At 63.9% G+C, this 13076-nt stretch carries 11 protein-coding genes; 4 read left to right on the top strand and 7 right to left on the bottom strand.

Annotated elements, in window-relative coordinates; translation table 11 throughout:
• The 4 genes from flhD to ACODS0_RS17375 all read right to left on the bottom strand — a co-directional run bounded on the left by flhD (nucleotide 1) and on the right by ACODS0_RS17375 (nucleotide 4015).
• A complete protein-coding gene (gene flhD / locus ACODS0_RS17390) occupies nucleotides 1-327 on the bottom strand; it encodes a flagellar transcriptional regulator FlhD (protein ID WP_055400499.1) in 327 nt (108 codons plus the stop codon).
• Between the two features lie 317 nt (nucleotides 328-644).
• Nucleotides 645-1547 (bottom strand): sulfurtransferase, encoded by a 903-nt coding sequence (locus tag ACODS0_RS17385; RefSeq protein ID WP_488836148.1) that lies wholly within the window; start codon nucleotides 1545-1547, stop codon nucleotides 645-647.
• 102 nt (nucleotides 1548-1649) lie between these two features.
• Entirely contained in the window at nucleotides 1650-2561 is a 912-nt protein-coding gene (locus ACODS0_RS17380; protein WP_055400504.1) for a DMT family transporter, read from the bottom strand.
• A 323-nt stretch (nucleotides 2562-2884) separates the two neighbouring features.
• Nucleotides 2885-4015, bottom strand: coding sequence for an aromatic ring-hydroxylating oxygenase subunit alpha (locus tag ACODS0_RS17375; protein ID WP_121419318.1), 1131 nt, complete (start codon nucleotides 4013-4015; stop codon nucleotides 2885-2887).
• Nucleotides 4016-4292: 277 nt separating this feature from the next.
• Here ACODS0_RS17375 and ACODS0_RS17370 point away from each other — a divergent pair, with 277 nt between their 5' ends.
• From ACODS0_RS17370 to ACODS0_RS17355, 4 genes are all read left to right on the top strand, one after another.
• Entirely contained in the window at nucleotides 4293-4535 is a 243-nt protein-coding gene (locus ACODS0_RS17370; RefSeq protein WP_055400508.1) for an exodeoxyribonuclease VII small subunit, read from the top strand.
• Nucleotides 4532-5497 (top strand): polyprenyl synthetase family protein, encoded by a 966-nt coding sequence (locus ACODS0_RS17365; protein WP_488836147.1) that lies wholly within the window; start codon nucleotides 4532-4534, stop codon nucleotides 5495-5497. Before ACODS0_RS17370 ends, ACODS0_RS17365 begins: the two co-directional genes overlap by 4 nt.
• 115 nt (nucleotides 5498-5612) lie before the next feature.
• Nucleotides 5613-7517, top strand: coding sequence for a 1-deoxy-D-xylulose-5-phosphate synthase (gene dxs / locus ACODS0_RS17360; protein WP_488836146.1), 1905 nt, complete (start codon nucleotides 5613-5615; stop codon nucleotides 7515-7517).
• 232 nt (nucleotides 7518-7749) lie between these two features.
• A complete protein-coding gene (locus tag ACODS0_RS17355; RefSeq protein WP_121419321.1) occupies nucleotides 7750-8832 on the top strand; it encodes a TRAP transporter substrate-binding protein in 1083 nt (360 codons plus the stop codon).
• Between the two features lie 497 nt (nucleotides 8833-9329).
• Here ACODS0_RS17355 and ACODS0_RS17350 read toward each other — a convergent pair whose 3' ends face one another.
• The 3 genes from ACODS0_RS17350 to ACODS0_RS17340 all read right to left on the bottom strand — a co-directional run bounded on the left by ACODS0_RS17350 (nucleotide 9330) and on the right by ACODS0_RS17340 (nucleotide 13060).
• Nucleotides 9330-11102 carry a TRAP transporter large permease gene (locus ACODS0_RS17350; protein ID WP_487262231.1) on the bottom strand — a complete coding sequence of 591 codons (1773 nt, stop codon included), beginning with the start codon at nucleotides 11100-11102 and terminating at the stop codon, nucleotides 9330-9332.
• Nucleotides 11103-11130: 28 nt separating this feature from the next.
• Complete coding sequence (locus ACODS0_RS17345) at nucleotides 11131-11751, bottom strand: TRAP transporter small permease subunit (RefSeq protein WP_121507186.1); 621 nt, start codon at nucleotides 11749-11751, stop codon at nucleotides 11131-11133.
• Between the two features lie 181 nt (nucleotides 11752-11932).
• Nucleotides 11933-13060: a substrate-binding domain-containing protein gene (locus ACODS0_RS17340; RefSeq protein WP_228899953.1), complete on the bottom strand. Its 1128-nt coding sequence runs from the start codon at nucleotides 13058-13060 to the stop codon at nucleotides 11933-11935.
• Nucleotides 13061-13076: the final 16 nt, after the last annotated feature.

Here is a 13076-nt window from a genome sequence, read left to right as displayed (position 1 = left end):
TCAGAGCACTTCCGACACGCGGCTGGCCATCAGGATGTTGGCGTGCAGCGTGTTGGTGGCTTCGTTGCCCACCTTCTTGGCCGAGTGGTTGGTGAGCAAGCTCCACACCAGGTTGTCGTCCACGCGGAAGCTGCAAAGAAGCGTGTTGCGGGAGGCCAGTTTCATCACTTGCGCTGGCGACAGCGATGCCAGAATGTCGGCAGACTCTTCGTTCATGCCCAAGCGGAACACGGCTTCGGCCTTGTCCTGACGGATCAGGGTTTGGGCCAACATCAGGTAGGTGAGGTTGGCTTCGCGGATTTCAGCGAGGATTTGTTCGTTGGTCATGGCAGCTTCCTTTTTTCCAGTACCGGGTCTTGCGTTGCCTGCTGATTGCAGGTTTTGCGTGATCCGTTGAAATGGATTGTGAAACCGCCCCAATCAGAAATTAAGTCGGGGTTTGGCTGTGCCGCGTGTCTGGTTGTGCGGTGGGCCGTGTAGGAATTTGCCCTACACGCACATCAGGTGCAGGCTGGCATTTCAGGCGATGGCCGCTGCTGTGGCAGTGGGCCCAGGCTGCCCACTTCTGTTCATGGTTTTGATAGCACCCTCAAAACCATCTTTTTTGCACTTTTACAACCTGCGCTGCCGTGCTGGACGCTGGATCAGCCTTTTTCGACCGGGCGCGTGGGGTCTGAACACCACTCGCTCCAGCTGCCAGCAAACAATGCCGTCGGGCCGAGGCCGGCTATCTCCATGCCCAGCAGATTGGGCACGGCGCTCACGCCGCTGCCGCACTGGTGCACCACGGTGGCGGGGTCGCGGCCGCCCAGCAGCGCTACAAATTCAGCGCGCAGCACGTCGGCAGGCTTGAAGCGGCCATCCGCGCCGATGTTTTCGGCAAATGGGCGGTTCAGCGCGCCCGGAATGTGGCCGGCCACGGGGTCCAGCGGCTCCACCTCGCCCCGGTAGCGGGCACCTGCACGGGCGTCGATCACGGTCTGGCCGGGCTGCTGCAGGCGCGCGAGCACCTCGCTGGCCGTGGCCAGCTGGCGCAAGGGGGTGCCCAGCTGGAAATTGGTCTGGAAGTGCGCGGGCTCTTCGCCGCTGTTCACCGCCCCACCGGCGGCCTGCCAGGCTTGCAGCCCACCGTCGAGCACGGCCACGGCATCGTGCCCCGCCCACTTGAGCATCCACCACAGGCGGCCACAGTAGTTAGCGCCCTGGCGGTCGTACACCACGGCCTGCATGCCATTGGCAAAACCCACGCTGGACAGCCACATTGCAAAACGCTCGCGGCTGGGCAGGGGGTGGCGTCCACCGGATGCCGGCTGGTCGGCTTCCTGGGCGGTCAGCGTGCCGTGAGCGCCGGGGGCACCGTGTTTGGCGCTGAGGTCGTTGTCAAGGTTGGCGTACACCGCGCCGGGGATGTGCGCCTGCGCGTACTGCTGGGAACCGGCCGTGGGTTGCATCAGTTCGAAGCTGCAGTCAAACACCATCAGCGGCGCACCGCTGGCGATCAGGGATTGCAGGTCGGGGGCAGAGATGAGCGTGGTGTAGGTGGTCATCGGCAGAAAATGGGCAAAGTGACGGAGTGCGTCGAAAGGGGCTCCATTGTGGCCATCCCGGTGGGGCGTGTCCTCGTCTGGCCGTATCTGTTTTTGTATCCGTCAGTGTTCTTCGGCAGGTGCCCCGGGCGCAGCCCGCGCGCGCAGGATGGTGGCCACAATGCCGCTGCCCACGATGAGGGCCATGCCGAACCAGCCGATGGGCGGGATCTTGTCGCCAAACAGCAGCACGCTGTAGACGGCGGCAAACACGATGCCCGAATACTGCAGGTTGGCCACCACCAGCGTGCCGCGCTGGGTCTTGGCGCTGGCGTAAGCCTTGGTCATGCACAGCTGGCCGCCCGCAGCCAGCACACCGATGGGCAGCAACCACAGCGCCTGCCAGCCCGGCCAGTCCGACACGCCGGTAAACAGCATGGCCCCGCCCCCCGCCACCGCAGAGCCCACGGCGAAGTAAAAAACGGTGCGCGATTCGGGCTCGCCCAGGCGCGACAGCGCCACCACCTGCATGTAGGCAAATGCAGCCGTCAGGCCCGACATCAGGCCGATCATCCCGGCAAAGGCCTGGTTCTGGTCCAGGCTGGGGCGCAGCATCAGCACCACGCCCACGAATCCGGTGAGCACGGTGAGAATCAGCGGCCCTTGCAGGGCGGGCCGTGGAGATGCCGCAGAAGGGCGCCAGGCCAGCAGCGTGCCGCCGACCAGGAAGGCGGCGATCCACACGCTGCTCATGTAGTTGAGCGTCATGGCCGTGGCCAGCGGCAGGTGGGCAATGGCGTAGAACCAGGCGCCCAGCGACGCCACCCCCACCAGGCTGCGCCAGGCGTGCATGCCGGGGTATTGCGTGGCCAGCGTCACTTTTTGAGAGCGTGCCAGCAGCCACAGGATGGCCATGCCGATCAGGCCCCGGTAACACACCAGTTCGGCCGAGTTGAAGAAGTCCGATGCGATCTTGACGCACACCCCCATGCTGGCAAACAAGAACGCGGCCAACACCATCCAGAGGGCTTGCATCGTGACGTGATCCTGTGAAAGGCCGCGCACCGCACGTGGGGCATGGGATTGCACGGCTTGAAATAAAAATAGCTGCCAGCGCTTGCGGATCAAGCGGTGGCAGCTATTGTAATGAGAGCGGTCAGGGTGGTCGTCGCGAATGGATAGCGTTTACCTCGCTGTTCGAGACTTCACGGATCGACGGCACAAACTCAGGTTGGGGCCTCTCAAAACTGGCGGTGCTCAGGCCAGTGCCCCCGCGCGAGGGCCGCCAAGCCGCGGATGCGGCACTTCGCTTGCGTACGCCGGGGGGCGTCCCCCGTGGGGGGAAGACGCGAAGTGGCTCAGGGGGGGCTTCCCATGACCTGGCGGTACCACTCGTGGAAGTGCTGCATGCCATCTTCCATGGGGCTCTGGTAGGGGCCGACTTCGTTGTCGCCGCGCGCCAGCAGGGCCTTGCGGCCTGCGTCCATGCGCTCGCCGATTTCGTCGTCCTCGATACAGGTCTCCATGTAGGCGGCCTTTTGCGCCTCGACGAATTCGCGCTCGAAGGCAGCGATCTCCTCGGGGTAGTAGAACTCCACCATGTTCAGCGTCTTGGTGGGGCTGATGGGGTGCAGCGTGGACACGGTGAGTACATGCGGGTACCACTCGATCATGATGTGCGGGTACAGCGTGAGCCAGATGGCGCCGTACTTCGGCGGCTTGCCTTCGCGGTAGTCCAGCAGCGCCTTGTGCCAGCGCTCGTACACCGGGCTGCCGGCCTTGCCCAGTCGGTTGGCCACACCCACGGTTTGTACCGAGTAGTTCTTGCCGAACTCCCAGCGCAGGTCGTCACACGTCACAAAGCTGCCCAGGCCTGGGTGGAAGGGGCCAACGTGGTAGTCCTCCAGATAGACCTCGATGAAGGTCTTCCAGTTGTAGTTGCACTCGTGCAGCTCCACGTGGTCGAGCACGTAGCCGTCAAAGTCCAGGTCGGCACGCGGGCCCATCTGGGCCAGGTCGGCGGCCACGTCGTAGCCGTTGTCTTCAAACAGCAGGCCGTTCCACTCGCGCAGCTTGTAGTTGTTCAGGTTCAGGCACGGGTCATGCGCAAAGTGGGGTGCGCCCAGCAGTTCGCCCTGGGGGTTGTACGTCCAGCGGTGCAATGGGCACACGATGTTGCCGCCCGCGCTGCCCTTTTGCTGGGTGTTCAGCGAGCCTTTGCCCTTGAGCATGACGGCCTGGCGGTGGCGGCACACGTTGGACACCAGCTCAATGCCGCCTTGGGCGTTGCGCACCAAGGCGCGGCCCTCGCCCTCCTGGGGCAGTGCGTAGTAGTCGCCCGTGTTGGGCACCGCCAATTGGTGCCCCACATAGCGGGGCCCGCGCTGGAAGATGGTGTCCAGCTCGCGCTGGAACAGCGCATCGTCAAAGTAGCTTGAAACTGGTAGTTGGCTTGCGGCCTGCTGCAGTTGAAGACTTAAATCAGACATGGGTGACCTGACCTAAAGACTCCCCACAGGGAGAAAGTGCGGGAGGTGCGCCGGGGAATGCGCATCTGGAAAAAAGGAAACCGGCTAGGGTGGCTAGCCGGCTCGACTGGAATGGGATTATAGGCGGTGGGGTTATTCCCGCACCCCCGCTACGTGAATAGAAAACATCGCTTTCTGAAAATAGAGCGGCGTCACGCATCGGACCGCGTCTGACACGAAGGGCGTACCGGTGCGCCTAAAATCATCGGTTTTTCACCCGCGCTCTGCCGCCCCCTCCATGCCCAAGGCCCCTGCAACCCCCGCTCCTCCCGCCGAACCCGCCAGCTACGAGGCGGCCCTGGAAGAGCTGGAGCAACTCGTGGCCCGCATCGAGTCGGGCCAGTTGCCGCTGGACCAGATGCTGGCCGGCTACCAGCGCGGCGCCACGTTGCTGGCGTTTTGCCGCCAGCGGCTCGAAGCCGTGCAGGACCAGATCAAGGTGCTGGATGAAGGGCAACTGCAACCATGGAACCAGGAATGAGCGCGGTGCCAATGAATTTCGAGAGCCAGCCGCTGGACATGAACCTCTGGAGCCAGAACCACCTGGCCCGGGTGGAGCAGGCCCTGTCGCAATGGGTGGGCGATGGCGCACCCGCCGGGCTGGGCGACGCCATGCGCTATGCCGTGCTCGATGGTGGCAAGCGGCTGCGGCCCCTGCTGGTGCTGGCGGCCTATGAGGCGGTCTGCAGCGGCGCACCGGCCTCTGCGGTGGTTGACGATGCCGCGCTGCGCGCTGGCCTGGACGAGGCGGCCCTGCGGGCCGCGTGCGCGGTGGAACTCATCCACGCCTACTCGCTGGTGCACGACGACATGCCCTGCATGGACAACGACGTGCTGCGCCGTGGCAAGCCCACCGTGCATGTGCAGTTTGGCGAGGCCCAGGCGCTGTTGGCGGGCGATGCCTTGCAGGCCTTTGCATTTGAGCTGCTCACGCCCGACAACACCCTCATCCCCGCCGCCACGCAGGCCACGCTGTGCAGGCTGCTGGCGCGGGCCGCCGGCTCGGCCGGCATGGCGGGCGGGCAGGCCATCGACCTGGCCAGCGTGGGTGTGGCGTTGACCGAAGACCAGTTGCGCCAGATGCACCGGCTCAAGACCGGCGCGCTGCTGCAGGGCAGTGTGCTCATGGGGGCGGCGTGCGGCCACGCCGTGGGCGCGGCCTACCAGGCGCTGTCCGACTACGGGGCCGCCATGGGCCTAGCGTTCCAGGTGGTGGATGACATCCTGGACGTGGTGGCCGATTCGGCCACGCTGGGCAAGACGGCCGGCAAGGATGCTGCGGCCGACAAGCCCACCTATGTGTCTTTGCTGGGGCTAGCGCGGGCGCAGGCCTATGCCCAGGAGCTGCTGGCCGAGGCCCATGCGGCCCTGGCCCGCAGTGGCCTGCCCGATACCCGCGCGCTGGCGGCCCTGGCGGACATGGTGGTGCGACGCTCGCATTGAGCCTGGCCCGATGATCCGTGCTGCACCCTGTTCATGCCCGTTGCAGTGAAATCAATGCCAAATTGGCCTCCAGCGCTTTCCTTTAAAGCGCTGGCAGCTATGAAAAGAATAGTAAATGTCCACGATGTCCTTTCCCCTGCTGCAGACCATCAATGACCCGGCCGACCTGCGCCAGCTTTCGCGCGCAGATCTCAAGGCCCTGGCGACCGAGTTGCGCGGGTTCGTGATCGAAAGTGTTGCGCGCACGGGTGGGCACCTCAGCTCCAACCTGGGCACGGTGGAACTGACGATCGCGCTGCACCACGTCTTCAACACCCCCGAAGACCGCCTGGTGTGGGACGTGGGCCACCAGACCTATCCGCACAAGATCCTGACCGGCCGCCGCGACCGCATGCACACGTTGCGCCAGTTGGGCGGCATCTCGGGCTTTCCGCAGCGGGCCGAGAGCATTTACGACACCTTTGGCACGGCGCATTCGAGCACCAGCATCTCGGCCGCGCTGGGCATGGCGCTGGCCGCCAAGCGCAAGGGCGAAAACCGCCACGCCGTGGCGATCATCGGCGATGGCGCCATGAGTGCGGGCATGGCGTTTGAGGCACTGAACAACGGCGGTGTGGCCGATGCCAACCTGCTTGTGGTGCTGAACGACAACGACATGAGCATCAGCCCGCCCGTGGGCGCGCTCAATCGCTACCTCGCTCAGCTCATGAGCGGGCAGTTCTACGCGGCTGCCAAGAACGTGGGCAAGACCGTGCTGCGGCCCGTGCCGCCCTTGCTGGAGCTGGCCAAGCGCTTTGAGCAGCAGGCCAAGGGCATGGTGGTGCCTGCCACGCTGTTCGAGAAGTTCGGCTTCAACTACATCGGCCCCATTGATGGGCATGACCTCGATTCGCTGATCCCCACGCTGGAGAACATCAAGGGCCTCAAAGGACCGCAGTTCCTGCACGTGGTCACCAAAAAGGGCCAGGGCTACAAGCTGGCCGAGGCCGATCCCGTGGCCTACCATGGCCCCGGCAAGTTCGACCCCTCCGTGGGCCTCACCAAGCCCGCCACGCCGCCCAAGCAGACGTTCACGCAGGTGTTTGGCCAGTGGCTGTGCGACATGGCCGCACACGACTCTCGCCTGGTGGGCATCACGCCCGCCATGCGCGAGGGCTCGGGCATGGTGGAGTTTGAAAAACGTTTTCCGGACCGCTACTACGACGTGGGCATTGCCGAGCAGCATGCCGTAACCTTTGCCGCGGGCATGGCCTGCGAAGGCGTCAAGCCGGTGGTGGCGATTTACTCCACCTTCTTGCAGCGCGGTTATGACCAGCTGATCCACGACGTGGCCCTGCAAAACCTGCCCGTGGTGTTTGCGCTGGACCGCGCGGGCCTGGTAGGCGCCGACGGTGCCACGCATGCAGGCGCGTACGACATCCCGTTTGTGCGCTGTATTCCCAACATGAGCATGGCCTGCCCGGCTGACGAGCGCGAATGCCGCCAACTGCTCAGCAGCGCCTTCGAGCAAGACCACCCAGTGGCCGTGCGTTACCCGCGTGGCAGCGGTGCTGGTGTGGCACCGCTGGCGGCGTTGGATGGCCTGCCTTTTGGCAAAGGCGAGATCCGTCGCGAGCGCCAGGGCACCGATGCCACGGCGCCGCGCATCGCGATCCTGTCGTTTGGCACGTTGCTGTACCCCTCGCTGGAAGCGGCCGAGGCTCTGGACGCCACGGTGGTCAACATGCGCTGGGCCAAACCCATCGACGAGGCCTTGTTGCGCGAGGTGGCCGAGCGCCACGATGCGCTGGTCACGCTGGAAGAGGGCGCGATCATGGGCGGTGCGGGCAGCGCCGTGACCGAGGCGCTCCACAGCATGGGCATCGTGCGGCCCGTGCTGCAGCTGGGCCTGCCGGACGTGTTCATCGAGCACGGCGACCCGGCCAAGCTGCTTGCGTTGCAGGGACTCGATGCCGAGGGAATCCGCCTTGCGATCGAGCGGCGGTTTTTGCCCGCGCTGCAGTCTGTGCGGGCTGCCTGATCTGCCAGGGTGGTCTGCCGCAGTCCCGTTTTGCAGCGGGGTGTGTGCGGCTGTCCCCAAGATGCTTGCAGAAGCCTGAAGCCATGTGCAAGGGCAGGGATTTTCGCGGGAAAACCCGCAAAAGTCTGAGGGGGCATGTTTCTACAATGAACCCGACTCAAACAAGTCCTTGACGGCGCCGTGCACAACGCGTGCGCCCAAGTTTCGCAATCACTATATCGGAGAGAACCTCATGGATCGTCGTTCAATCATCAAGCAGGCTGGCATCGCTGGCGTGCTGGCTGCAGGCGTTGCGCCTGCCGTCCACGCCCAGGCTGCCATTCGTTGGCGTCTGGCTTCCAGCTTCCCCAAGTCGCTGGACACCATCTATGGCGGCGCTGATGTGTTCTCCAAGGCCGTCAAGGCCATGTCGGGTGGCAAGTTTGAAATCTCCGTGCACGCTGGTGGCGAGCTGATGCCCCCCTTTGGCGTGATGGACGGCGTGCAGCAGGGCACCGTGGAGATGTGCCACACCGTGCCTTACTACTTCTACGGCAAGAACCCCGCCTTCGCGCTGGGTTCGGCAGTGCCCTTCGGCTTCAATGCCCGCCAGATGAATGCCTGGATGCTGCATGGCAATGGCCGCAAGCTGATGAACGAGTTCTACGCGAACTACAACGCCATCAGCTTCGCTGGCGGCAACACCGGCACCCAAATGGGTGGCTGGTTCCGCAAGGAGATCAAGTCGCCGGATGATTTCAAGGGCATGAAGATGCGCTTGGGCGGTGGTCTGGTCGGTGAAGTGATGCAAAAGCTGGGCGCTGTGCCCCAGAGCATCCCTGGCGGCGAAATCTACCAGGCCCTCGAAAAGGGCACGCTGGACGCTGCTGAATGGGTGGGTCCGTACGACGACCAGAAGCTGGGCTTCAACAAGGTGGCTCCGTTCTACTACTACCCCGGCTGGTGGGAAGGTGGCCCGGAAGTGGACTTCTTCGTCAACCAGAAGGCCTTCGACGGCCTGTCTGCCGAGAACAAGGCCATCATCGAAGCCGCAACCAACGTGGCCCACATCGACATGCTGGCCAAGTACGATGCGCTGAACCCCACGGCCCTCAAGCAACTGGTGGCTGCCAAGACCAAGGTGCTGCCGTTCTCGCAAGCCGTGATGGACGCTTCGTTCAAGGCCTCTATGGAAGTCTTCGCTGCCAACGACGCGAAAAGCCCCGAGTGGAAGAAGATCTACGCCGACATGCGCGCATTCCAGCGCGATCAGGTGCTCTGGTTCCGTTTTGCCGAAGCCCGCTACGACTCGTTCATGTCTTCGCAGAAGCTCTGATCCCGAGTGGCTCTGGAGTGGCGGCGCAAGCTGCCATTCCAAGGTCTGCAAAACCCGTCCACTTTTGGGCGGGTTTTTTTTCGTCCCGGTATTCTGCGAGGCGACGCCTTGCTGCGGCCATGCGGCCCCCTCAACCGCAGGAACGTGGGCGAGGTCCCAAGCCCCCAAGCCCAGCCCGACCAGGCTGCTTGACTCTCGATGCCTTGGAGTGCGCGGCCGGTGCCTGTTTCCTGCTGAAGCCTCTCGATTCGTGAAGAGGCTTCCTTGGGGCTGTTCGCCGCCAAGAAAGGGGGCAGGGAATCAAGAGTCTCGTCTGCTTGCGCGATGTGCCAAAGTCGATGCCCCACCGCTACCTCCATGATCCATGGCGCACCGGACCCCCTCCGCGTCTGCTCCATAAAAAAACCTCCGCAGAGGTTTCCCATCTGCGGAGGTTTGAGGACCAGGGCGCGGGGCCCGGGTCAGACTGAATCACGGTCGTCTTGCAAGCGGTGTGCTCACTTCTTGTCGGTGGACATGGAGTCTTGCAGTGCCTTCAGGGGGTCGTCTGCTGCAGGAGCAGGCGCGGGGTCCGCAGCGCCTGCCATGCCGGCAGTCGGATCGGCCGCTTCGGCGCTAGCGTCGGGCATGGCGGCTTCCATTTCCATGCGGACCTTGTCGAGGTCATAGACCTGCTTCTCGTCGAGCCCGCTGGAGACAATGCCCGGGAAGGCGATCACCAGAGCCACCATCAGCAGCTGGATGCACAGGAAGGGAATGGCACCCCAGTAGATCTGGGGGGTGGTGACCGGCGCAATCATCTTCTTGGTGACCTTGTCCATGTACTCCTTCGCCGGGGCCACGCTGCGCAGGTAGAACAGCGCAAAGCCGAACGGCGGGTGCATGAACGACGTCTGCATGTTGATGGCCAGCAGCACGCCAAACCAGATCAGGTCAATGCCCAGCTTGTCGGCCACGGGGGCCAGCAGGGGCACGACGATGAAGGACAGTTCAAAGAAGTCCAGGAAGAACGCCAGGAAGAACACCATGACGTTCACGACGATCAGGAAGCCCAGCTGGCCACCGGGCAGGCCGGTCAGCAGGTGCTCCACCCACAGCGGGCCGTCCACGCCTTGGAAGGTCAGGCCGAACATGGTGGCGCCCACCAGGATGAACACCACAAAACATGACAGCTTGGTGGTGGTGGTGACAGCCTGGCGCAGCAGCGACATCGTGAGGCGGCCACGGATGATGGCCATGATGCCCGCGCCCAATGCGCCCATGGCGCCGCCTTCGGTGGGGGTTGCAACGCCCAGGAAGATGGTGCCCAGCACCAGGAAAATCAGCAGCAGTGGCGGGATCAGCACAAACGTCACGCGCTCGGCTGCGCGGGACAGCAGGCCCATGCGGGTGATCTTGTTGATGCTGGCTGCCACGAAGGCCAGTGCCACGCCAAAACACATGGACACCACGATGGTTTCGTCCAGCGCCACGCGGTCCACGGCTTCACCGGACCACCAGGTGTGAAGGGCAGGCATGTTCTTGGCCACATACATCGATGCGGCCACGCAGATGCCGGTCAGCACCAGCAGCGAGGTCACACCGCTCTTGCCATTGTCGTCCCGCAACGTGCGCGCTTCGGGCGGGATGGCAGGCACCCACTGGGGCTTGAAGATGGCCAGCAGGATCACGTAGCCTGCATAAAAACCCGTCAGCATCAGGCCGGGCAGGAACGCGCCCTTGTACATGTCACCCACGCTGCGGCCCATCTGGTCGGCAATGATGATGAGCACCAGGGAGGGCGGAATGATCTGTGCCAGCGTGCCGGAGGCTGCGATCACCCCCGCCGCGAGTCGCCGGTCATAGCCGTAGCGCAGCATGATGGGCAGCGAGATCAGGCCCATCGAGATCACCGATGCGGCCACCACGCCTGTGGTGGCTGCCAGCAGCGCACCCACGAAGATCACGGCCAGTGCCAAGCCGCCACGGATGGGGCCAAACAGCTGTCCGATGGTGTCGAGCAGGTCCTCCGCCATCCCGCTTCGCTCCAATATGAGCCCCATGAGCGTGAAGAACGGAATGGCCAGCAAGGTGTCGTTCTGCATGATGCCGAAGATGCGCAGCGGCACGGCTTGCAGCAGGGCTTCGGGCAGCACGTTCAATTCAATGCCGATGAAGGCGAAGAACAGTCCGCAGGCGCCCAGGCTGAAGGCGACCGGGAAGCCCACCAGCAAAAAGCAGATGAGCCCCGCGAACATGATGGGGGCAAGGTTGTGGGTAAGAAATTCCATGGTGTGTGTCTCCGCTTGGTGGGGCCGCTCAGTGGGCCTCGGCCTTGTTCTTGCCGTTGCCCTTGGCGGCTTCGGCCAGGTTGCGGATGGATTCGGCCAGTTCTTCTTCAGCCGTTTTTTCAATCTTCTTGACCGTGGGGTCTTCGATCAGGCCCTGGAGGAAACCCAGGCGCTTGATGAGTTCGGAGATGCCTTGCAGCCACAGCAGGGCAAAACCCAGCGGCATCATCAGGTACACGGGCCAGCGGATCAGCCCGCCAGCGTTGTTCGACATTTCGCCCGACGCGAGGGCGCGGGTGAAGAAGGGAATGCCATACCAGAGCACGGCCAGGCACATGGGCGTGAGGAAGACGATGTAGCCGAATACGTCGATCCAGATCTGGGTGCGCTTGGAAAAGCGGCTGGAGATCACGTCCACCTTGACGTGTTCGCCCTGGAGCAGCGTGTAGCCAGCGGCCAGCAGGAACGACGCGGCAAACAGGTACCACTGGATTTCCAGAAAACCGTTGGAGCTGATGTTGAACGCTTTGCGCACTATCGCGTTCACGCCGCTGATTACCGTGGAGGCCAGGATGAGCCAGACCACGTATTTGCCGACCTGGGTGTTAAGCCAGTCGATCCCCCTTGATAACTTCAGTAGAGCCTGCATGGTGTCTCCAATAAAAAGGCTTTGCGTGCGATATGCCGACCCACGCGCCGGTAAGCGCAACGATTCGACAAACTTTTACAACGGCGCGATTCTACGGAGCACTGTAGGCCCAGGCTGACGGCAGCGTGACGGTGTTATCCCGCAGCCGGTACTCATTCTGTAGCTATAAAAAAAGTAGCAATTAGGGTTTCTTCCTAGGCTCGGAAGTGCGCTTTTTGCGGGTGAACTGCCACCACGGCAGCACCGTGTTCATGGCCTGCACCTCACCGCACTGCCAGGGGCTGTAGCCCGGCAAGGTGGCCATCTGGGCCAGCCATTCGGGGGTTTGCAGCAAGTTGCGCAGGGCCAGCGTGGCGGGTTGGTCCAGGCTGGCTTTCAGGCAGGCCAGGTGGTAGCGCTCGTGCACCAGCGGCACAAAATCCAGCCCACGCGCCCGGGCTGCCACTTCAATACCCATGCCCACATCGGCCGCACCCGCAGCCACAGCCTGGGCAATGGCGGTGTGAGACGGTTCGTTGAGCGCATAGCCACGAATGGCCTGGGCCTCCACGCCAGCCTGGACCAGCAGGTCGTCGAGCAGCACGCGGGTGCCGGTGCCCAGTGGCCGGTTGAGAAATCGGGCGCTGGTGCGGGCCACGTCGGCCAGACTGCCCAGCCCAAGCGGGTTGCCCGGTGCCACGATGAGGCCCTGGGTGCGCTGGGCAAAGCCGATGATCTTGTGCAACCCGGGCTGCAGCAGGGGCTTGTAGGTGCGCGCAGTCAATGAATCGGCTGCGGGGTGCTCCACCGTGTGAAAACCCGCCAGCGTGCAACGCCCCTCATTCAGCGCACGGATCGCATCCACACTGCCCGTGAACCGGATATCGAGGTGCAGCGCGCCCGCATCGGCCTGCGCGGCGGCGTGGGTGCGCAGCGCCACCAGCGCATCGTCATGGCTGGCGTACAGGGTGAGCACATGGGCGTTGGGGTCAAAGGCCACGGCAAAGGCGCGCTCCAGGTCGGCATGCAGCGCGGCGATCTGCGGCGCGAGCCGCGCCTGGGCCTGGCGCTCGGCCCACAGCAACTTGGTGCCGAACTCGCTGAGCTGCGCCGACTGCCCCTTGCCCCAGATGATCAGCTCGCCGCCCAATTGCTCCTCCCAGCGCTTGAGGGCGCCCCAGACATGGCGGTAGGACAGGTCCAGCGCGCGCGCCGCGCCCGAGATGGAGCCCTGCTCGGCCACGGCCTGCAGCAGTTCGGGCAGTGGGTTGCGGATCAGCGCATTGCCTGCATCGCGGCTGAGCGTGTAGTGAAGTTGGACCCTATGCACGGACGTTCATATCGCT

The organism is Acidovorax sp. FG60 (assembly GCF_057808995.1).
The sequence above is the reverse complement of the archived record's forward strand: the minus strand, read 5'-3'. Positions and strand labels throughout refer to the sequence as shown.